This window comes from Peptoniphilus sp. HCN-40583 (assembly GCF_037892835.1).
Taxonomy (GTDB): Bacteria; Bacillota; Clostridia; order Tissierellales; family Peptoniphilaceae; genus Aedoeadaptatus; species Aedoeadaptatus rachelemmaiella.
In genome coordinates, this window is the sequence record NZ_JBBKBU010000001.1 from 23,326 (window position 1) to 43,943 (window position 20,618).

Here is a 20,618-nt window from a genome sequence, read left to right on the forward strand (position 1 = left end):
AAAGCCGCGGTCATGCCGTAGCTTCTTATAGTTTATCCGTCTCCCAATCCGGGTCTTTCAAAAAGGCGCGTCCGATGCCGAAAAGATCCGCCGCACCCTCTGCCAGTAGTTGTTCCGCTTCCTCATAGGTGGTGATGCCGCCGGTTACAAGCACCGGGGCCGCGGTTTCGTCTTTTACGGCGCGACTCAGGTCTTTAAACCAGCCGGCTTCCTTGTGGCCGGGCCGATTGTAGCCGGTCATGCCGCCGGTCATGTCTAAAAGGGCGGCGCCGGCCTTATCAAAGGCTTTGGCTGCGCGTACGCCGTCATCCACGGTGGTGCCCCCTTCAATGGTTTCGATTCCGCCGATGCGCACGGCCAGGGGAAAATCGCCCAGGGCTTCTTTCATGGCCAGAAAGACTTCCAGTGGATACTTCATCCGGTCTTTGCCGTAGTCGTCGGTGCGGAAATTGGTGAGGGGGGAAAGGAATTGGTTCAGCAAATAGCCGTGGGCCACGTGAAGCTCCGCACCGTCGTAGCCCGCCGCCTTCGCCCGAAGGCCCGCCGTCACGAAATCCGCTTTCACCCGCGCCATGTCGTCGAAGGTCATGGCACGGCACATTTTATCCCAGGGACGTACCGAGGGGCCCATGGGGTCTTTGCCGATCATGTCGCCTCGGGTTTTGATGCCGGCGTGGTTTAATTGCAAGAACACGGCGGCGTCGGGGCGAACGCTTTTTATGGCCGCCACGAGTTTTTTATGCCCGACGATTTTTTCGTCGTCGGCCAAACTCATTTGCTTCAAGCTCGCCTTGCCGTCTTCTGCGACGTAGCTGTGTTCGATAATAAAGAGATCGAAGTGTTTGTTCGCCGCCATTTTTTTGTAATAGGCCAGGGTCGTTTCGCTGATCTCGCCCCCCACCGAGGCCTCTGTCACCATGGGCGGCATAACCAAGCGACTGTGAATGGCCACGCCTACGTTAAGGGCATCTTTTAGTGTTCTCATGGCTCCTCCTGCTTATGAAAAAAGCACTCTTGCGAGCGCTTTAATCTTCTTCGACTTTTACAAACATCCATTTGCTGGTGCCGCATTTGGGGCAAGTCCAGTCGTCGGGCAATTCAGAAAAGGGAATGCCCGGTTCGATGCCGTATTCCGGCACGCCTTTGGCGGGATCGTACACGAAGCCGCAGGGTTTGCAGCGATACTTGCTCATATCTTTTTCCATAACTTCCTCCTATTCTCTTTTAACTATACCCGCTTTCTCAGGCTTCAAAAGCTTTTTCCGAACTTCTGCGGCACCCTTTATTCCACGGGCCCGTCGTAGGCCAGCATGCCGCCGGCTACATTGATGCAGTCATAGCCGCGACCGTTTAAATACGCGCAGGCCTTTTGGCTGCGATTGCCGGAGCGGCAGATAATGTAAATCGTCTCGTCCTTGGGAAGCTCCTCTTCCCGCGCACTTAAATCCCCCAGGGGAATGGTGTAGGCGCCGGGAATTTTTCCCGTGGCGATTTCGTCGGGCTCCCGCACATCTAAAATAAATTTCGTTGACCTGTCCTTTAATTCCTTTACGGGAATGGACGGCGTGTTATTTTCGCCGAAAAGTTTTCGTAAATGGTCCAAACTGTGCCTCCTTTTCATCTTGCTTTTATTATAGCTTGAATCGACGGCGGACTCAATTTTCTTTACTGACAAGACAGTCGTGTTGTCATCTGCCAACACTTGTGGTATCCTAGGATGGATTCACGAATACACAGAAGAAAGGAAGACTACTTTGGAAAAGGACACCCTCGCACGCTTAAAGAAAGAAAAAGACGCCGTCATTCTCGCCCACTATTATGTGGACGGCGCCGTACAAGCCGTCGCCGATCACGTCGGCGACTCCTTCACCCTGGCGAAAATCGCCACAGGCATCGACGCCAAGACCATCGTCATGGCCGGCGTAGAATTTATGGGAGAGACGGTAAAGATTTTGAATCCGGAAAAAACCGTCTACCTTCCCGATCCCGATGCCGATTGCCCCATGGCCCACATGGTGGATGTGGATGCCATTAAGGAAATGAAAGAAAAATACGACGACCTCGCCGTGGTCTCTTACGTCAACTCCACCGCCGAAGTGAAAGCCCATTCGGACTACTGCCTCACTTCCTCTAACGCGGCGAAAGTGGTAAGCGCCATCGACGCCAAGCATATTTTCTTTATTCCCGACGGCAATTTAGGCCAAAATACGGAAGGGGCTTTCCCCGACAAGCACTTTATTAACAACGCCGGCTGCTGCCCCGTTCACGACAGCTTAACGGCAGACATGGTGCGCGCCCTGAAGAAACAATACCCGGACGCTCCCGTGTTCTGCCATCCGGAATGCAAGCCGGAAGTTCTGGAACTGGCCGATTACACGGGCAGCACCAAGGGCATTTTGAGCGCCGTCGGCGATTTGAACAAGGACAAAAACATTATTCTCACGGAAGAAGGCATCGGTTGGGAATTAAACCGACTTTATCCCGACAAGGAATTTATTTTCCCGGACCTGATTTGCACCGGCATGAAAATGGTCACCATCGACAAAATCATCCACGTTTTGGAAACCGGCGACAACGAGGTTCTTTTAGATGCGGACTTAATCGAAAAGGCCAAGATTCCCTTGGACCGCATGCTCGCCATCGCAAGCAAGTAAGGAAAGGAGCTTTATGGGCAATTTGACTTTGGCGCCTTTTTTAATGGACGACGCCATTTTGGCCGCCCTGAAAGAAGACGTAAACGAGGAAGACATTTCAACGAACGCTTTGGTGGATGCCGACGAAAAAGGCTCGGTGAAACTTTTCGCCAAGGCCGACGGCGTGCTCGCAGGCGCTCCCGTATTTGAACGCACCTTCCGCCTCTTCGACGACAGAACCGCCGTACAGTGGTATTTCGATGACGGCGATAATGTGACGAAAGGCGATTTAATCGCCACGATCACAGGCCCCATTCGCGCCCTTTTAACGGCGGAGCGGGTGGCTTTAAATTTCCTTCAACGGATGAGCGGCATCGCCACCTACACCAAGAAAATGGTCGATGCCCTGGCGGGAAGCGAGACGAAAATCGTGGATACCAGAAAGACCACGCCGAATTTTAGGATCTTCGCCAAATACGCCGTTCGCTGCGGCGGCGGCGAGAACCACCGCTTCAACCTCACCGACGGCGTCATGCTCAAGGACAATCACATCGGCGCCGCGGGCTCGGTCGCAGAAGCCATTAAAAGGGCCAAGGCCTACGCCTCTTTCGTTCGAAAAATCGAGGTGGAAGTGGAGACCATGGCCATGGTGAAAGAGGCCGTAGAGGCCGGCGCAGACATTATTATGCTGGACAATATGAGCGCGGATGAAATAAAAAAAGCCGTCGAATTCATCGACGGGCGCGCCCTGGTGGAACTTTCCGGCAATATGGATATTAACAACATTTCCAAGTACAAAGACCTAGGCGCCGACATTATCTCCTCCGGCGCCCTCACCCACTCGGCGCCGGTGCTGGATTTTTCCATGAAAGGACTGACACCCGATGGTTCTCGATAAGGAAACGCGGCTCTACGAAATCGAAAAAGCCCTTCGGGAATCCGCCGAGCCTCTTTCCGGAGACAGCCTAGCCAAAACTTTTTCCGTCTCCAGGCAGGTCATCGTTCAAGATATCAGCCTGCTTCGGGCGAAAAACATTCCCATCCACTCCACCAATCGCGGCTACTACATGAACGCGCCCACGGGCTTTCGCCGCACATTCAAGTGCCACCACAGAGACGACGAAATCACCAAGGAGCTGAATCTCATCGTGGACTTGGGGGCCACGGTGGAAGATGTCTATGTAGAGCACCGCTTTTACGGAAAAATCGCCGCCACATTAAATATTCAATCTCGTAAAGACGTGAACCATTTTATGGACGACATTTACCACAGCGTCAGCACCCCACTGAACAACATTACCAACGGCTACCACTTCCACACGGTTTTTGCCAAAGACGAAGAAACCTTAGATGAAGTAGAAGCGGCTTTGGCCGAAGCGGGCTTTTTAGTGCCCGAAGAACCTTTCAAGGAGGAAGCATGAAAAACATCGCCGTCATCGGCTACGGCGCCCTGGGCCACATTCTCGTGGACGCTATTTTAGACAAATTAAAAGAAGACTACCACCTCGCGGGGATTTTCGATCAAGTCCTCGACGAAAAAACCATTGCCGTAAAAGGCGAGACCATTCCCCTTTACGACAATTTCGACGCCCTCCTCGCCGACGACACGGACATCGTCGTGGAAATCGCAGGCGTCGGCGCCGTGAAAGAATACATCGTGCCCCTGCTGGATGCAGGCAAAGACGTGGTCATTACCTCCGTCGGTGCCTTGGCCGATGCCGCCTTATATGACGACATCGAATCGGCAGCAAAAAAAGCGGGCCGAAAAGTGCACATCACCTCCGGAGCCATTGGCGGCTTCGACTTAATGCGCACCTTCACCCTTATGGGCGGCGTGGTTTCGGAAATTCAAAGCACGAAAGCGCCGAAAAGCTTAAACGGCGCCCCCTACCTAAAGGAAGACCTGCCTACGGATAAAAAAGTCGTCGCCTTCGAAGGAAGCGCCACGGAAGCCATTAAGGGCTTTCCGAAAAACACCAATGTGGCCGTGGCCACAGGCCTCACCACCTCGGGGGCCGATGCCACCAAGGTGCGCATCGTAAGCGATCCTTTAAGCCCCGGCAACACCCATCGGGTCACCGTGGAAAACGAAAAAGCCAAGGCCGTGGTGGAAATCACCTCCAAGCCCGATCCGAAAAATCCGAAATCCAGCGTCACCGCTGCATGGAGCGTGGCGGCCCTGTTGAAAAACTTGGCCGATCCCGTGCAATACTTTTAAGGAAAAGCTGCCGCGAAGGCGGCTTTTTTATTGGCGAAACAGCGCCTCATGTGTAAAATAGTCTTATGAAAACAGTTTTGATTACCGGCGCGTCTCGAGGCATCGGGGCGGCCATCGCGAGAAAATTAAATCCGGAGTACAAACTCGTCATTAACTATTTCCGCAGTGAAAAAGCCGCCCACGCACTCCTCGAAGAACTTCGCAAAACCAATCCCTATACCATCGCCGTAAAGGCCGACGTAAGCAAAGAAGAAGACGTGGACCATCTCTTTAACACGGCGGAAAAAAACCTCGGCCACGTGGACATACTTATTAACAACGCCGGCATCTCCCACTACGATCTTCTGCAGGACACGGCCTTCGACACCTGGCAAAACATCCTCGGCACCAATTTAAACTCCGTCTTCCTTAATTCCAAACGGGCCATTCCCCATATGCTTCACAAGGAGAGCGGCGTTATTATAAACATCAGCTCCATATGGGGCGAAGCCGGCGCCGCCATGGAAACCTGCTACTCCGCATCAAAAGGCGCCATCAATTCCCTGACCAAGGCCCTGGCCAAAGAACTGGCGCCCAGCGGCATTCGCGTCAACGCCGTGGCCCCCGGCATCGTGGACACGGACATGATGCGCAAGGATTTTTCCGAAGAAGAACTGGTCGCCCTTCGCAAAGAGGTGGGCGTCAGCCGCTTTGCCAAGCCCGAAGAAATCGCGAGCCTGGTGAAATACCTGATCTCCGACGAAGCCGCCTACATTACGGGAGACATCATCCCCATCGACGGACACTTTCGCTAAAGCCGTGGGTCGCGCCGCCGTGGGCATATAAAACAGAAAAGATCAAGCTGCCCACGAGGCGGCTTTTTTGCTGGCCGTAATACAAATGTATTTAATTGTCTTCAAATATCCCCGTTTTGTAAGATTATCCGACCCTTATCTTAGAAAATATGACGAAATTCGACGGCCTTTGTTCTTGTTCCCCTCTTTTTTCCCGTGATAAAATTTTTACATCACAAAAGAACAGGAGATACACCAATGATTAAACATTCCTTTGGCAAGTGCTTGGGCCTTTTTTTATGCCTCAGCCTGGCCGTCGCCATTTTTAGCCCCCGAGCGGCCCACGCTCAGGAAAACACCACCTTGGACATAAATGCCTTTCACCGCGCCGTACCGAAAGATAAGGCCACGGAAATTATCTTCGGCACGAAAGCAGAGAATGAAGCCTACATCCGAGACCTGAACGGCAGTCCCGTGGGCGCTAATGGCAGTGACAAGATTAAAGTCTACGAAAAAAACGGAAAGTATTACGTTTTGAGTGAAGACGATAGCAAGATCGCCTTTCCTAGACGATCCATCCACCTGTTTGTAGGCTACGATCAGTTGAAGAACGTTAACTTTAAAGACGTGGATACCTCCAAGGTTGAAGAACTGAGCAATCTCTTCCAAGACTGCACCCAATTGGAGAGCGTCAGCCTCGCTTCCTTCGACACAAGCAGTTTGAAAAAGGCAGACTACCTATTCTACGGCTGCAGTGCACTAAAATCTGTCGACCTCTATGGCTTCGACGTCACTTCGGTCACCGACATGATCGGCATGTTTAACGGCTGCTCCTCTCTTCGCACCTTGGATCTCACCGGCTTTAACACCAGCAATTTGGAGTACACAGCCAATATGTTCTACCATTGCAAAAACTTGCGCACCATCTTCGCCACCGGAGGCTTCAGCACCGACAAGATTATATCCGCGAGCAATATGTTTGCCGGCTGCACCTCCCTCGTCGGTGGAAAAGGCACCGTATATAACGAAGACCACGTCAACAAAGAATACGCGCGAATCGACGGCGGTGCGGATCAACCTGGCTACTTCCGCTTGAAGACCAACAGCACCTACACCATTACCTTCGAAACCAATGATGGAAGCAAAATCGATCCGGACACCGTTAGTGAAGGCTTTCTCTTAACGAGGCCCCAAGATCCCGCCAAGGCGGATCACGCCTTCGCCGGATGGTACACCGATGCTTCCCTCACACAGGCCTACGACTTTGCAAGTGCCGTCGTCGGCGACATGACCCTCTACGCCAAGTGGGAAAAGAAGGCACCGACTCCCGGAACCCCCCTTCCGAATCGGCCCAAGCCCAGCAAGCCGGCTCGCCCCGCTTCCCCGTCTCCTCAATTCAAGCCCAATCCGATCCGAGCGGCGAAAACCCCTGCGAAGAATACCCTGCAGTTCTCCGTCAAACTGAAAATCGGTTCGAAAAATCTTGAGCGCCGTGTACAGGGCATGAAGACGAAGGGCCAAGTGGACGTCGCCCCCTTTATCCACAACAACCGCACCATGCTCCCCATTCGCTACGTGGCGGAAAGCCTGGGCATGGACGTACAGTGGATCAATGAAACGCGCACCGTCCTTATGACAGACAAAACCACTCGCGTGGAAATCCCCGTGGACACAAACAAAATCATCGTCAACGGCAAAACCTACGAAAGCGACACCAAAGCCATGATTAAAAACGACCGAACCTACCTTCCCATCGCCAATGTGGCACGGGCCCTGGGCTTGGTCGAAGGAAAAGAAATCATCTGGAACGCCGCGACACAAGAAGTGGAAATCACGCGGACCATCAATTTAAAATAAAAAAGCATAAAAACAAACCCGCGAGTTTCCTCGTGGGTTTGTTCATTTTCAGAATGGATTTCCGATCTGTTTATTCCGTTTTACAGGGAAGGGATTCCCATTCTTTCATTAAACAATGCGCGTCCAAATCTCTTCGGCACTGTTTTATTCGCGAAAAGATTCGTAGGAATTCGATGCGCCGAGAATTTGATAGTATGCCCAGTGCTTCGGAGAAATGTCTTTAAAGTTCTTCATATCGCCTCGCATAGTAGCCAAAGCTTTTTCATTGACAGGACGATTAAAGAGGCGGTTGACAATGGTAACCGACTCTGCACGGGTAATCCAATGATTCGGGCGGAAAGAGCCATCCGGATAACCCTTGATGCGGCCGTTCGCATAGGCCTGTTCGATGGCAGGCAGAGCCCAGTGACCCTTTACATCGGCAAAAGGTACGTTGATGCGGTTGGCCTTGTCCACAGCTGTAAGCATTTGTGCGAATTCCGCGCGGGTAATCTTTTCGTCGGGACGGAAGGTTCCGTCAGAATATCCCTTCATATAGCCGGCCTTAACCATGGCATTAATCGCGCCATTGTACCATCCGCCGCGAACGTCCATGTAGTTTGGTCTCGAAGCATCGGACGTATCCAATTTCGCGAGACGTGCAAGCATGGCTATCGCTTCTGCCCGGGTCATGTTGCCGTCGGGACGGAAAGATCCGTCTTCGTAGCCGTAGATATAGGCTTCGTTAACCACGGCATGGTGCTTAACATCGCTCTTGTTTTCGGTCGTTGCAGGCTCTTGGGCCCTTTGGCCGAAAATCCTGCCTTCGCCCCCATTGCCTTGGCGCGCGGTATTGTTTCGCCTGTTACGATGGCCTTTTTCCTTTTCTCCAGCCGCCTTCTGCTGATTTTTCTCGTTATAATCTTTCAGCGCATTCATGACTTTATCAAGTTCGCTAAGCTTATTATTGACTGCCACCTGATCCGTCGGGTTCTTGATTACAGCTTCCACGTCGGCAACGACTTCCTGCAATTTCTTTGCGAAATCCGATTGACCGGATTTTTCCAACAATGCCTTTGCTTCGCCAATTTTTTCCTGAAGGGCTTTTGTATCTACAAACACTTGCTTTTCTTTAATGCTCAGCGGTTCGGTTTCTGCCGCCAAGCTTCCCATCGTCAGTTTCACTTTTTTGCCGTTATCGGCGGCGGCGAGGGCGGCCTTATGTGCGGGACTTGATGTGATGCCCGTGGCCTCAAAGTCTTCAAGGGCCACGTCTTTTTTGACGCCTTTGTTGTCCGTTAAGATGACGACCAAACCGGCGAGGTTCAATTCATCTCCTTCGGTGTAGCTTAAGTTCCTCGGTTGGGTCTTGACCGCCATGTTTGCTACATGCTCGGGATCAAAGGCGGTTTTTTTATTTTTCAGATCATTTAAGCGTTCTTCAAGGGGTGCCCTCCAATCCCTTTTAACTTCATTCACGCGTTGTGCTGTTGCCGCCATGGCCTCATCGGTTAGATCTTTGGCTTCTTTTGCCTCTAAAGCCTTTAGCGCATTTTCGGCGTCAATGTATTTTTTGACCTCTGCCAGGCGATTTTCCAAGTCCGTTGTCCAATTCATTTTATTCAGCGCATCGACTTTTACTTTCGCGGCATTATATTGTACTTCCGTTTTCTTCTCTTCTGCTTGTTCCACGAGCTTTATCGCTTCGTTTAAAGCCGGATCGTCTAAATTCGTAATGTGTACGGTTGCTTTTACAATTTTTTCGGGTACGTCGCTTAATTTGTATTCGAATTCGCCTTTTTCCGTGGTTCCATCCCATTTGAAGCCATCGCCTGTTGCTTCTATTCCGGGAATCGTTCCCTGAACATTTTCCATCTTAAATCCATTAGGAAAAAGAATTTTCGAAGTTCCTTTCGGTACAGAAAGCTGATAAATCGGATCTAACTGTAAGTCGAGATACTCTTTTTCGATTAGCTTCACAGAAGTTAAGGGATTGCTATGTGCGACAAGCCTCTCAAGTTCGGCATTTTGACTTACATCCAGCGTCGTCAATTCATTCTGATAACACTTAAGCTCTGTAAGGGCAGTGTTTTGACTTACATCCAGTTCCCTTAATTTATTTTCATAACAAACTAATTTACGAAGGGTAGTGTTATGGCTTACATCTAAGGTTCTAATTTGGTTGGCACTGCAGCGAAGGACCGTGAGGGCGGTATTCTTGCTTATGTTTAAGTTTGTTAGTTTGTTTTCGCTACATTTAAGTACCTTAAGACCGGTCAGTTGACTGACATCTAGACTTGTAAGTTTGTTGCGGGTACATATAAGTTCCTCTAGCGCTGTGTTTTTACTTAAATCTAAGGATTTTAGTTCGTTAATCCAACAATTCAATATCTTTAACCCGGTAAAATACTCAATCCCCTTTAAGTCGGTAATTCTTTTTTGGGTAACATCGATCTTCTCAACAGCGTCACATTCTGCTTGACTTAAGCGATGATCACGATTACTATCGAGGCTCCAAAATACAAAGTCCCTAAAGTTCTTATCGGGGAAGTGGGTTTCATCAATAGGAATGCCGCCTTCTGCATGGACTTCCACGGTGCCCGGGAGGAAGGCGCTTAGGATCATCACCAGTGCGAGGATGGGCACGATCGTCTGCTTTATTCCGCGTTTCATTTCTACCTCCATTTCATCTGCTGTCATCTGTCTCGACCGCAGTTTTATCAAGCCGTCTCTTGCTGCGTCACTTCCGGGGTCATCTTTCGAAAAACATGTGTCCCTTTATGTAGTCAACGTTATTTGAATCATTGCCGGGCGAGCACTAAATCTATTTAATTTTCACTCAAAGGGTGAAAATTTTTATGTCTTAATTATATATTTGTACATTTATGTATGCAAGTGGTCCCTCCGCTTTTTTCAATTAAGGCAATAAAAAAGGCCGCACGTATTGGCGGCCCCTCATCCTCTTCTTGCACCATGGAAACTTAGGGTTCCTTTACCCCGTATTGATCCATTTGCTCAAAGTAGGCGTCGTATTCTTCACGCGTCATGGACTTTTCCTGAAGCCTTTTATCCATTTCCGCCTTTTCCTCTGCCGCCGGATCCACGGCGGGATCGATGGAATCGAGGGCCTTTGCATCGAAGGTGACGTCCTCGTGGAAAAGCCCGAAAAGAGTGTTATCCCGCAGATCGTACATGCCGTTGGGACCGGTCACAAATTTATAATAATCCTCCCGCGTCTTGTACCGATCCTCCCTTGGGCGAGCGAGAAACAGGACTTTCTCATTCTCGTCATTATACATCCAATCCGCTTCCGTCGGCTCCGCGTAGATGGTTTGTCTCTCATCATCGACGACATCACCGCCGGGGATTCGCACGGTCACCGTTCTTCCCTCTTTCATTTCTCCCTTATAGACCTTCTTTACTTTAAAGACGGCGTCTCTGTAAATGGATATGTCACCGCCGCCATAGGGCGATACCTTAAAGGGCTTCGTAAAACCCAGAAAGTCTGCCGCCACCACCAAATCGGAGCTGTTTGCCATTTCATTGAAAGAAAGCTGCGGATAGTCGGTGTCCGTCGCTTTTTCAATTCGTTTATACTGATTTCGCGACGGACTTTCAGCCTCTCCCGCTTTCTGACAAGCGACCGAAAAGAGGGTCATCGAAAGAACGCATACAATCGAGATCCCGCGCCTTTTTAAAAGGCGTTTTTTCTTAAATTTAATCTTCATGGAAATCACCTTTTTTATCCCTCTGCCCTTCTCCGGGTCACGCCCTTAATCTCGCCGACAGAATTTATTTTTTGTTTTCATCCTCTAAAGCGGGATATTTCTTCAGGGCGTCTCTCCTCGCCTTATGGCAAACGCGGATAATAACGTAACATGCCAAGCTGATGGCGGCGACGACGACGATAAAAGCGATGATCAATTCAACAATGAGCAAAGCCCCTACAGGTGCAAAATCCATAATTCGTCCTCCTCTCTACGGGAACAAGATATCATTCTACGAACTCTCTCTTTGTATATCGTATATACCCCCCCATTGACTTCTAACCACCCTTCAGTCTTTTTATTAGAGCATTCTAATAAAAAATCGAGTAAGTCTTTTGCTTTTCTTACTCGATCGCTTCTTTATTTTCTCCTTAACACCGCCACGCACTCAACTTGTTCATCATTGTCCAAACTTATATTTAGATCCTCATCAATGATAGGTAGCTTAAAAGTAATGGATTTTAGCCATTGTCCGTTAGGTTGTTTTTCTTCATAAATTTGAATTTCAGAAATCAAAGCTGAAATTAACTGCCTACGCTCTACATCATTCATGACTTTATAGAGCTTATCAAAATAGATCAGAACCTTATATATGTTATCTCCTGTAAGTTTTTCAGCTTCAATAGTTTGTTTCTTTGCTTTCGCATCAATTAACAATGATTCTAATTCTTCAATTTTATCGTACATACGATAAAGTCTATCATCTAAGTCCTGTTTTCTTCGTTTGTAGTGCTTATCATCAACATCTAAATTATCTATTTCCTCAATTAGCTTAAACTTTGTAGAATGACTCTTTCTCAATTCCTTTTGGTAATTATCTATTTCTTTTTCTATTTCAGAGGTGTCCACCTTCATGTTGATTTTTTCTTGCATCATAGAAGCAAATTTCGTATTACTTACAATCTTGACAATTACCTCTGCGACAGCTTCATCTAACAATTCTTCTCTAATTTGCTTACTGAAAGTACACTTATGACCTCTTATCATCTGCCTATGTTTACAACCATAGTAATAAAAATCTTTATACTTTGTGCCATCTTTCTTTTTCTTGATGCACTTGTTTCCAAACATTCCCACTCCACATATCGGGCATTTTACAATTCCAGAAAGCAAGTGTGTGCGTGTATCTTTACCTTTATTAACATGCTCATATTTCTTTGCTTGAGATTTTAGCTTAACCTGAGCAGCTTGCCAAACTTCATCGGAAACTATAGCTTCATGTATACCTTCAGATATTAGATATTCATCTTGTTCAACCTGCTTATATTCATTTCTTGTACCATGAACTTTTTCTAAAGTTCTTCTTCCAAATGCTATTTTCCCATTATATACAGGATTCTTTAATATCTTTCTTATAAGACCTGCATCAAACAAAGGATTCTTTCCATTCTGTCTTGGAATTTTTCTAATTCCATGATTTTCTAAGTATTTAGATAGCCCGTTGGCTCCTATCGTAGTATTTACATACTGGTCGAAAATCGTTCTTATGGCAACTGCCTCTTCCTCATTTATAAACAGCTTGCCATCTTCAAGTTTATATCCATACGGAGCAAAGCCACCATTCCATTTTCCTTCCCTTGCTTTTTGAATGCGACCTTCCATTGTTTGAATACGAATGTTTTCTCTTTCTATTTCAGCCACAGCTGATAAAACAGAAATCATTAGTTTCCCGGCATCTTTAGATGAATCAATGCCATCTTCAACGCAGATAAGATTAACTCCATAATCCTGCATTATCTGAAGTGTAGAAAGAACATCAGCGGCATTTCTTGCAAATCTTGATAACTTAAACACAAGAACAAAAGATACTCCATCCTTTCCAGATTTTATATCTTCCATCATTCGATTGAACTGTATTCTACCTTCAATAGACTTGCCAGACTTTCCGGCATCTTCATACTCTCCAACAATTTCATAATCGTTGTAAATAGCAAAAGCTTTCATTCGTGATTTTTGTGCCTCTAACGAATATCCCTCTATCTGTATTGACGTAGATACTCGTGTATAGAGGTATACTTTTATTTTTTCTTTTGACATAGCATTAACCTCAATATAACTTTTCTATATCATATATAAACCTTGATTTTTGAATTTAAGTTTGGACTATCATTTCAAGTATATTATAACACCTTTATTAGTCCGCCTCAATTAGTGTTTTTGCCATGTCAAAACTATTTTTATTCTCTTGATTTTTTGCTGGCGTTGGATCGGGCAGATTATCTAAATCTAAAACACCAGCATATTTTGTAATCAGATTTGCTATTAAATCAGCCAATCCATTCCAGTCACTATCCACAGACACCCCTCCTTCCTTTACAAACTTTCTATAATCAAAATATGTTTTCTTCTATATTTTAAGTTTAACGACTTTGGTAGGTGCTTGGCAGCAACATAGGAATCTCACCTCCGCCTCTTATTCCAGACGAGCCGGCTTAAACTATTGAAGTATCATTATCACTACTTGCTTCATTGAACAGGTTGCCAAATCTGTTTTTTATGTATTCTTATTTATCGCTCGCTTTCTTGTTTCCTTGATTTACTCAGTATTTATTAAACCGAAATTGTTCTCAGCAGAAAGGTCATGGCGTAAGTCATAATCCTCCACAAGTAGATAAAGTCCTACCTTTGGTCTATTCAGTTGTCAAGGAACAATAGCCTAACGGCTTTAAGAGAGATTCTCTTCAACTTTATGGTTTTCATCACTTCCTTAAATAAAATATAAGGACAGATCTCCCTTCAATTTATAAAGGAAAATCTGCCCTCATGCACAAGGCGATTACTTCATAAATTCTTCCAATAGCACCCTTAGTTTTTTAAGAATGCTATTTTTTCGCCATTGTATAGCTTGATAGCTCACTTTCTTGCCTCTCGCTATGCTTGATAGCGTTTCATCATTGAAATACAATCGCTCTATGATGTCCCTTTCCTCATCGTTTAGTTTTGATATAGCATTTCTGACTGCCTCAATCATCATCTGTGTTTCAACAATCTTTTCTACATCAACGCTTTCATCAGCGATGTTATCTATAAAATGTCCATCATGATCCAAAGAGGAAAAGAAAAGCAGGTGGTTTTTTCTGTCCACCTGCTCTAAATACTTCTCGTGTTCTTTTTCTCGCCAGTAGACTTTATAAATATCTTCACTGACTTTTACCTTTTGCCCTCTGACATAAAGGTAATACTCTTTTGCCATAAAGTTTCCTCCATTTCTTTTTTGTCTATTTGTTTTTCAGACAAAAAAGGAGGACTCCTGCACATAAGCATAAAAAGTCCTCGAAAACGGAAGAAACCTGTTCTTCCAAAATGTTTTAAATTTAATTGTTTATAATAATTACTGACATCAAAAAGGTCTATTATTATTTTCTATATAAATAACAGACCCTACATAACACATAGCAATTACCTCCACTATTTAATCAAATTTTCCTTACTCGAAAAATATATATTAGAGCATTCTTTTAAAAGATCCTCTATACAACAGTTAAAAACCCAAGATAATATGCCGAAAAAATCTGAGCTATAAATATTAGTAGTAATCCACTGTTTTTGATACTTCTTTCTTTGAAAATTGCATATCCTCCACATAAAATCCCTATAATACTAAAACACCATCCAGCAATAATAATAATCATAAGTTCATGAGCAAGAATTTCATATATTGAAAACCAATGAGCCATTCCTGTAATTCCAGAAATCCCAAGCATAGCTCCACAAATATATAGATATATATGATGTCGCATACATCTCTTCCACCTTTGTAGCGTTGAAATGATGCATATAATCAGTAATGTTAAAAATAATAATGTGGTTGATATATAAGTTCCCAAGCTGAACAAAAATGCTATTTTCCCTTGTGTGTTAGTGGCAGGGATATAATCATGAGCTAATCTAAAGCTCATAGAATGTACTTTGCCGTCATTTATATTAAAAGCAAGTATTTTTTCTTCAGGACTCGCATCCTTGCAAAAGAAAATGTTAGAATCTATTTGTTCGTAATATTGCTTTTTATCTTCAAATGGCATGGTAAGACAAAGACGATTTCCATCTGTCACTCTAATGGAAATCATTTGCTTTTTCCCTTGTATTTTTCCAACATTTTTCAATGCAGAGCGTGCAGGAAGATAATCTCCGCTTAACATCTTGAGATCTAAATTTTCTTTTATCTTTTTTTCATCAGCTTCTGTATATGCAATTTTTTCCATAATCTCCGAGCAAAACTCCGTCTCCATTACATTTGTCAATATTAAAATTGCTCTCTCATTTTTCGGTTCTACCCATATTTGTGTTTTGAATCCGTATGTTCCACCTTCATGTCCATGCATTTCCGGATTATTCGCATATTGCCAGAAGCCGTGAGATAAACCTGAATTTGCACCATAGGAGCGATAGGTTTCTGTAAACATTTCTTTTTTAGTATGAGGATTATTAAACAATAGATTATCTTTATCATTATTTTTAGCCAGCTCTTGTGCATAATTCAACAAATCCCCAGCTGAGCCATTCATTCCACCAGCAGGGTACATTCTTAAATACATATTCGGTTCTTTGCGGAATCCCTTTTCAAAAAAAGAATAACCGACTGCCTTTCTTGCCAAAATCGTAGGATTATCATTTTGAAATGGACCTATCGATGTATTGTTCATATCTAAAGGTTTCAAAATGTGTTCATTTACAAATTCTTTGTAATTTTGACCACTCACTCTTTCTACAATAAATGCAGCTAATGCAGCGCCCCAGTTAGAATATGCGCTTACCTTGCCCGGTGAAAATACCTGTTCGGGTTGATGTGAGGACAAGACTTCGGCTAATGTAAATTCCTTATCACTTTCAAAATAGCGAAGGTTAATAAGCTGCTCCTCGAAGCCCGCCGTATGATTCATGAGATGACGCATTGTAATAGGTGTATCATAGTGTAAATTTTTCAAAAAACCTTTTGGTAGATAGTTGCGAATATCCGCATCCAAATCAATTTTTCCTTCTTCATTTAATTGCATCACACCTACCCATATAAAGGTTTTTGATATTGATCCCCATTCAAAAACTGTGTTTTCAGGATCCATAGGTATATTTTTTTCTAAATCAGCGTATCCGTAGGCTTTTGAAAACACAATTTCTCCGTGTTCAGATACAATGACACATGCACCTGGAACGCTTTTACCTATATACGCATCCGCAACTTTATCAATAACAGTTTCGTAATGTTCAGTTTCTTCCGCAGCAAAAATAAAGGAACGCGGAAATAAAACGACAAAGGCAAAAGCAATGAAACAACTCAAAATGACGATTTTTTTCATGATATCTCACCAACATTAACCTTGTTTATTTCCTGTGCAAGCTTAGTAATGCGCTTGTATTCACTAATTAGCAATATAATGGCAATCAAAATTATAACGACATCATTCAAAGGCAACGCCAGCCATACTCCGAGAACATTTTCGTTCAGAAAACGAGGTAATATCAATACTAAAGGGATTACAAGCGCAAGTTGCCTTAGTATAACCAATACTCCTGCCTGCTTTGCTTTACCGATAGCCTGAAAATAAGTGACTGTCATTATGAGCATGCCATAAGTAGGAAATATGCAGTACATAAGCCTAAAATTAGATAATCCTGAACTTACAATAACTGAATCGGTAATAAATGCAGATAATATCTGCACTGAAAAAATTTCAATTATGGCAAAGAAAAATCCGGCAAGACAAGTAGAACCTATAATAAATACATTCGTAAGTTTTTTAACCCTTATATATTCTTTTGCTCCGAAATTTGTTCCGACAGCGGGCTGCATCCCTTGACTCATTCCCCATATCGGAACAAATGCAAGCTGCATAACTCTTTGAGCGGCTCCCATAAGAGCTATTTGCTTTTCTCCGCCAAAATGCACTGCCGTATTATATACAACTGTCATTTGAACCAACATCATAATTTGCATGAGCATAGCGCTCATTCCCACGGAAAAAATTTCAGGTAATAAATCTTTTGCAGGTTTTATCCCATGAAAACGAACCACCGGACTTTTTTTCAAGAAGTATATTAAGGTGACCAAAGCTTGACTGATTTGAGAAATCACAGTTGCGATTGCAACAGCTTGCGGTCCTCGAGATGGCATAAACAGAATGAATATAGGATCTAATATAATATTTAAAATAGCACCAGCCGCCATGATTCCCATTGCAATTCCCATGCGACCCTCTGCCCTTATTACCATATTTGCACCCTGCATAAAATTTACGAATATGGAGCCGAGATATACTGTTCTTAAATAAGAAACACCCATCTCCATCACTTCACCGCCGGCACCAGATAAGCGTAAAAATTCAGGAGCAAATATGATACCGATAATCATAACTACTGATGATAAAACGATTACCAAGAAAGTTAGATTTCCTATAATCTTATCCACGGTTTCTTTATCTTTTTTTCCGATTGCCCGAGAAAGTACAGAGCCCGAACCTATCCCAAGAAGAACAGCAATCGCATTATTGATTAATACAAACGGAGATGCCGCCGAAACTGCACTCATGGCATCGGTTCCCACCATTTGCCCGACATAAATTGAATCGACAAAGGCATATAATCCTACTATCAGTTGACCCAAAATTGCCGGCAAACTAAGATGAATCATCAATTTCCAAGGATTTTCCATAAGTAATTTATCACGAACATCCATTATAAAAACCCTCCTTGTCCTTTATTTTTGCGTTTTATCGATACTTATTCTGTATTCACAGCAAGCATCCATAAATTCCTCATCATGAGTGATTACCAAAATAGTTTTTTCTTTTTCTGCAGCTTTCTTTAGTTCCCTTGCAATCAAAAACATATTTTCGGCATCCAAGCCACTGGTCGGTTCGTCAAGTATCAAAATATCTTTACCTGACAACAACGCACAGCATACTGCAAGTCTTTGTTTTTGACCTCCCGACAAGGAAGCAGGATGAGAATCTTTATATTCGTATAAACACATATCCTTAAGCAATTTTTTTGCATTTTCTAAATTCTCTGCATCATATTTTGTTCCAAGCAAAAGTTCTTTTGAAATGCTTTCTGTAAAAAATTGTGTCCCTGTGTCATTTGAACAGTAATAGGTATGTTTGCAAAGTTCTCTGTACCCTGCCTTCTCACCATGAATATAAACATTACCTTCTGTTAATTTTTCAAGTCCGCTTAAAATTAAAGCTAAACTGGTTTTTCCCGCACCATTGTTGCCTGTGATTGCAGTAACACTTTTCTCATTAGCAAAAATATCCACATTTTTTAATATTTGTTTTTTATTTTTCTTGAGAGAGAGCCTTTCTCCTTGTATTGCAATATTGTCCGTTCGGGGTGGGGCAATCTGTTTTGTAAAAGGTTTATTTATAATACGGCGAAGTCCCTTTGAAATGCGTTCCAAGTCATTCATTGTACTAAATTCTAAAGAAGAATATTCATGCTGTATCTGTCCGTCTTTCATATATAAATACCTGTCGGCAAGTTCTTCTGTCCAACTGAGACGATGCTCGGCAATCAGCAATGTGTATCCTGCTTTCTTTAACTGCATAAGGATGTTTTTCATTTGAATGATGCCGTCTTTGTCCAGATTTGCAGTCGGCTCATCAAACACAAAAACCTCCGGATGCATTGCATATACAGAAGCTACTGCTGCTCGTTGTTTTTCACCACTTGAAAGCAAATCTAAGGAAATCTTTCCTATGTTTTCCAATCTCATCTTATGAATAGCATCCTTTGTTCTTTTTTGAATTTCAAACTTTGAGAAACCGTAATTTTCACATCCAAATGCTATTTCACCCTCAAGCTCTGATGAAAAGAATTGTCTTTGAGGATCTTGAAATATGCTGCCAACAATTTTACCGATATCATAGGACGGCATCATTTCAATATCTTTTCCTGCAATTCGTATACTGCCTTTTTTTGTTCCTTTGTAATATTTTGGAGCAAGACCGTTGATAAGTCTTGTAATGGTCGTTTTTCCACATCCTGATTTTCCTGTCAAAACCACACATTCACCGGCTTTTATCACTAAATTTATATTCGTCACACCATAATTGCTATCCGCATACTGAAAGGAAACATTCTGTAAGTCGATCATATTCTCATGCCTCCTATCCATAAATAACCCGATATCAAAGCGAACCATAAAATCATGGCAAATATATCCGTTATTTCAATCTTGCTCTCATAGTAGCTGCTTCTTTTCCCCGGTGATTCCCCACCTCTTGCAATAGCTGAAACAGAAAGCTGATCTGCTATCATCAAGATTCTGACGAGTAGGGGAATCAGCACATATTCACATGTCTTTGCAGGTGCTTGCAATATCTGTTTAAGACCTGTCAAATTTCTGTTTTTCATAGATAGATACACACTCCTTAACTCCGATTTCATGGTAGGGAAGAATCTAAATACTACAAGGACACCCAAAATAACGGATGTAGGAAGGTGAATGGAACTTAGGAATGCCGAAATTTTTCCAGGCGGTGTTGTAATCAAATCCCATGATACCAAGAAAGCAGGAGAAAGATTCCAAAGCATCAGCACATAAAACTCCGAAAAAATCAGCATATGAAGTCCGAAACGTTGTATGGCGTAGAGTAAAATTCCCAATAAGATATAGAATATGCCGTAATCAAATACGATTTTCCATTTCCCTTGTATACCTAAATATAAAAAAGTGGCAATTGTAAGGATGCAGCTGAAAACGACGTCTTTTCCCATATAAATGGCTATTAGTACACAAATGAATCCCCATATTTTAGTTATGACAGCAAAAGAAATTTTTCTCATTATAGAAGTCCCGTTTTTTTGAAATGTTTTCCCATAATTTTTTTGCCTGCCAGACCACCCGCAAGCCCACATATCGCCGTAAAGATAACAATGAATATAATCCATCCGGGAGTCTTATAGTAGCTGATATATGAGTCTATATAGCTTTGATCCATGCCACCGCTTTTTGCAAAGCTGTAATAGGTTTCCCAAAAGAACCAAATCGGCAGTAAATTGACACCGTTATATAAAAGACTGGCAACAGTCCACGATGCTATAATTTGTTTTGAATTCCTTTCAGAACAATCTTTCCACAAGATTGCTTCGCATATCATACCAATTGCAACAAAGTACGGTAAAAGATACCAGTTCCCCATCAACAGATAAATCATACCGACGATACTCATATAAACAAGGCTGACAAAGTGCTTCCTTACCCGACACAAAAGCAGATAATAGACAGGTGCACATAAGAACATGGTAAAACCAACTGATAAAACCATACTGACAAAATGATTGGTCATGCATACCATATTTACAATAAACTGGATGAGAATGAGAAAGAGACTCAACAGAGCAGCCGCAATGACATCTTTAATTTCCCATTTTAATGCTTTATTTTTTTTCATTT

Annotated in this window: 20 protein-coding genes; 6 read left to right on the forward strand and 14 right to left on the reverse strand. The window is 43.8% G+C overall.

Annotation, left to right across the window (positions count from 1 at the left end; all coding sequences use genetic code 11):
- Positions 1–25: 25 nt before the first annotated feature.
- The 3 genes from WKT05_RS00125 to WKT05_RS00135 form a co-directional block, all read right to left on the reverse strand.
- Positions 26–985 carry an NADH:flavin oxidoreductase gene (locus WKT05_RS00125; protein ID WP_340412380.1) on the reverse strand — a complete coding sequence of 320 codons (960 nt, stop codon included), beginning with the start codon at positions 983–985 and terminating at the stop codon, positions 26–28.
- A gap of 40 nt (positions 986–1,025) precedes the next feature.
- Positions 1,026–1,205, reverse strand: coding sequence for a rubredoxin (locus WKT05_RS00130; RefSeq protein ID WP_421949887.1), 180 nt, complete (start codon positions 1,203–1,205; stop codon positions 1,026–1,028).
- Positions 1,206–1,282: 77 nt separating this feature from the next.
- Positions 1,283–1,603, reverse strand: coding sequence for a rhodanese-like domain-containing protein (locus tag WKT05_RS00135; protein WP_340412382.1), 321 nt, complete (start codon positions 1,601–1,603; stop codon positions 1,283–1,285).
- 151 nt (positions 1,604–1,754) lie between these two features.
- On the opposite strand from WKT05_RS00135, the gene nadA reads away from it, so the two are divergent.
- The 6 genes from nadA (at position 1,755) to WKT05_RS00165 (ending at position 7,481) form a co-directional block, all read left to right on the forward strand.
- Entirely contained in the window at positions 1,755–2,654 is a 900-nt protein-coding gene (gene nadA / locus WKT05_RS00140; RefSeq protein ID WP_340412383.1) for a quinolinate synthase NadA, read from the forward strand.
- A 13-nt stretch (positions 2,655–2,667) separates the two neighbouring features.
- Positions 2,668–3,531, forward strand: a complete 864-nt coding sequence (gene nadC, locus WKT05_RS00145; RefSeq protein ID WP_340412384.1) for a carboxylating nicotinate-nucleotide diphosphorylase — start codon at positions 2,668–2,670, stop codon at positions 3,529–3,531.
- Positions 3,518–4,054 (forward strand): transcription repressor NadR, encoded by a 537-nt coding sequence (locus WKT05_RS00150; RefSeq protein ID WP_340412386.1) that lies wholly within the window; start codon positions 3,518–3,520, stop codon positions 4,052–4,054. The genes nadC and WKT05_RS00150 overlap by 14 nt, the downstream gene beginning before the upstream one ends.
- Complete coding sequence (locus WKT05_RS00155; RefSeq protein ID WP_340412388.1) at positions 4,051–4,851, forward strand: aspartate dehydrogenase domain-containing protein; 801 nt, start codon at positions 4,051–4,053, stop codon at positions 4,849–4,851. The genes WKT05_RS00150 and WKT05_RS00155 overlap by 4 nt, the downstream gene beginning before the upstream one ends.
- 65 nt (positions 4,852–4,916) lie before the next feature.
- Positions 4,917–5,645 carry an elongation factor P 5-aminopentanone reductase gene (ymfI, locus tag WKT05_RS00160; RefSeq protein ID WP_340412389.1) on the forward strand — a complete coding sequence of 243 codons (729 nt, stop codon included), beginning with the start codon at positions 4,917–4,919 and terminating at the stop codon, positions 5,643–5,645.
- Between the two features lie 237 nt (positions 5,646–5,882).
- Entirely contained in the window at positions 5,883–7,481 is a 1,599-nt protein-coding gene (locus tag WKT05_RS00165) for a stalk domain-containing protein (RefSeq protein WP_340412390.1), read from the forward strand.
- A 144-nt stretch (positions 7,482–7,625) separates the two neighbouring features.
- Here the strand turns inward: WKT05_RS00165 and WKT05_RS00170 are convergent, their stop codons facing one another.
- From WKT05_RS00170 to WKT05_RS00220, 11 genes are all read right to left on the reverse strand, one after another.
- Positions 7,626–10,133: an S-layer homology domain-containing protein gene (locus tag WKT05_RS00170; protein ID WP_340412391.1), complete on the reverse strand. Its 2,508-nt coding sequence runs from the start codon at positions 10,131–10,133 to the stop codon at positions 7,626–7,628.
- 308 nt (positions 10,134–10,441) lie between these two features.
- The gene (locus tag WKT05_RS00175) at positions 10,442–11,188 is read right to left on the reverse strand and encodes a hypothetical protein (RefSeq protein ID WP_340412392.1); all 747 of its coding nucleotides are present in this window, start codon (positions 11,186–11,188) and stop codon (positions 10,442–10,444) included.
- A gap of 64 nt (positions 11,189–11,252) precedes the next feature.
- Positions 11,253–11,423 (reverse strand): hypothetical protein, encoded by a 171-nt coding sequence (locus WKT05_RS00180; RefSeq protein WP_340412393.1) that lies wholly within the window; start codon positions 11,421–11,423, stop codon positions 11,253–11,255.
- Positions 11,424–11,587: 164 nt separating this feature from the next.
- Positions 11,588–13,264: a recombinase family protein gene (locus WKT05_RS00185; protein ID WP_340412394.1), complete on the reverse strand. Its 1,677-nt coding sequence runs from the start codon at positions 13,262–13,264 to the stop codon at positions 11,588–11,590.
- Between the two features lie 97 nt (positions 13,265–13,361).
- Positions 13,362–13,523, reverse strand: a complete 162-nt coding sequence (locus WKT05_RS00190) for a hypothetical protein (protein ID WP_025188545.1) — start codon at positions 13,521–13,523, stop codon at positions 13,362–13,364.
- A gap of 480 nt (positions 13,524–14,003) precedes the next feature.
- Entirely contained in the window at positions 14,004–14,420 is a 417-nt protein-coding gene (locus tag WKT05_RS00195) for a sigma-70 family RNA polymerase sigma factor (protein WP_165737277.1), read from the reverse strand.
- Between the two features lie 277 nt (positions 14,421–14,697).
- The gene (locus WKT05_RS00200) at positions 14,698–16,521 is read right to left on the reverse strand and encodes a serine hydrolase domain-containing protein (RefSeq protein ID WP_340412397.1); all 1,824 of its coding nucleotides are present in this window, start codon (positions 16,519–16,521) and stop codon (positions 14,698–14,700) included.
- Positions 16,518–17,897, reverse strand: coding sequence for an MATE family efflux transporter (locus WKT05_RS00205; protein ID WP_009346279.1), 1,380 nt, complete (start codon positions 17,895–17,897; stop codon positions 16,518–16,520). The genes WKT05_RS00200 and WKT05_RS00205 overlap by 4 nt, the downstream gene beginning before the upstream one ends.
- A 21-nt stretch (positions 17,898–17,918) precedes the next feature.
- Positions 17,919–19,316 (reverse strand): ABC transporter ATP-binding protein, encoded by a 1,398-nt coding sequence (locus tag WKT05_RS00210; protein ID WP_000566323.1) that lies wholly within the window; start codon positions 19,314–19,316, stop codon positions 17,919–17,921.
- Positions 19,313–20,008, reverse strand: a complete 696-nt coding sequence (locus tag WKT05_RS00215; RefSeq protein ID WP_001226868.1) for an energy-coupling factor transporter transmembrane component T family protein — start codon at positions 20,006–20,008, stop codon at positions 19,313–19,315. The genes WKT05_RS00210 and WKT05_RS00215 overlap by 4 nt, the downstream gene beginning before the upstream one ends.
- Entirely contained in the window at positions 20,008–20,616 is a 609-nt protein-coding gene (locus tag WKT05_RS00220; RefSeq protein WP_000739616.1) for an MptD family putative ECF transporter S component, read from the reverse strand. The genes WKT05_RS00215 and WKT05_RS00220 overlap by 1 nt, the downstream gene beginning before the upstream one ends.
- Positions 20,617–20,618: the final 2 nt, after the last annotated feature.

Bases quoted from the DNA above. Each gene is read 5' to 3' on its own strand.
- WKT05_RS00125 (WP_340412380.1), bottom strand. From the start codon at position 985: ATGAGAACACTAAAAGATGCCCTTAACGTAGGCGTGGCCATTCACAGT.
- WKT05_RS00130 (WP_421949887.1), bottom strand. From the start codon at position 1,205: ATGGAAAAAGATATGAGCAAGTATCGCTGCAAACCCTGCGGCTTCGTG.
- nadC (WP_340412384.1), top strand. From the start codon at position 2,668: ATGGGCAATTTGACTTTGGCGCCTTTTTTAATGGACGACGCCATTTTG.
- WKT05_RS00150 (WP_340412386.1), top strand. From the start codon at position 3,518: ATGGTTCTCGATAAGGAAACGCGGCTCTACGAAATCGAAAAAGCCCTT.
- WKT05_RS00155 (WP_340412388.1), top strand. From the start codon at position 4,051: ATGAAAAACATCGCCGTCATCGGCTACGGCGCCCTGGGCCACATTCTC.
- ymfI (WP_340412389.1), top strand. From the start codon at position 4,917: ATGAAAACAGTTTTGATTACCGGCGCGTCTCGAGGCATCGGGGCGGCC.
- WKT05_RS00165 (WP_340412390.1), top strand. From the start codon at position 5,883: ATGATTAAACATTCCTTTGGCAAGTGCTTGGGCCTTTTTTTATGCCTC.
- WKT05_RS00170 (WP_340412391.1), bottom strand. From the start codon at position 10,133: ATGAAACGCGGAATAAAGCAGACGATCGTGCCCATCCTCGCACTGGTG.
- WKT05_RS00175 (WP_340412392.1), bottom strand. From the start codon at position 11,188: ATGAAGATTAAATTTAAGAAAAAACGCCTTTTAAAAAGGCGCGGGATC.
- WKT05_RS00180 (WP_340412393.1), bottom strand. From the start codon at position 11,423: ATGGATTTTGCACCTGTAGGGGCTTTGCTCATTGTTGAATTGATCATC.
- WKT05_RS00185 (WP_340412394.1), bottom strand. From the start codon at position 13,264: ATGTCAAAAGAAAAAATAAAAGTATACCTCTATACACGAGTATCTACG.
- WKT05_RS00195 (WP_165737277.1), bottom strand. From the start codon at position 14,420: ATGGCAAAAGAGTATTACCTTTATGTCAGAGGGCAAAAGGTAAAAGTC.
- WKT05_RS00200 (WP_340412397.1), bottom strand. From the start codon at position 16,521: ATGAAAAAAATCGTCATTTTGAGTTGTTTCATTGCTTTTGCCTTTGTC.
- WKT05_RS00205 (WP_009346279.1), bottom strand. From the start codon at position 17,897: ATGGATGTTCGTGATAAATTACTTATGGAAAATCCTTGGAAATTGATG.
- WKT05_RS00210 (WP_000566323.1), bottom strand. From the start codon at position 19,316: ATGATCGACTTACAGAATGTTTCCTTTCAGTATGCGGATAGCAATTAT.
- WKT05_RS00215 (WP_001226868.1), bottom strand. From the start codon at position 20,008: ATGAGAAAAATTTCTTTTGCTGTCATAACTAAAATATGGGGATTCATT.
- WKT05_RS00220 (WP_000739616.1), bottom strand. From the start codon at position 20,616: ATGAAAAAAAATAAAGCATTAAAATGGGAAATTAAAGATGTCATTGCG.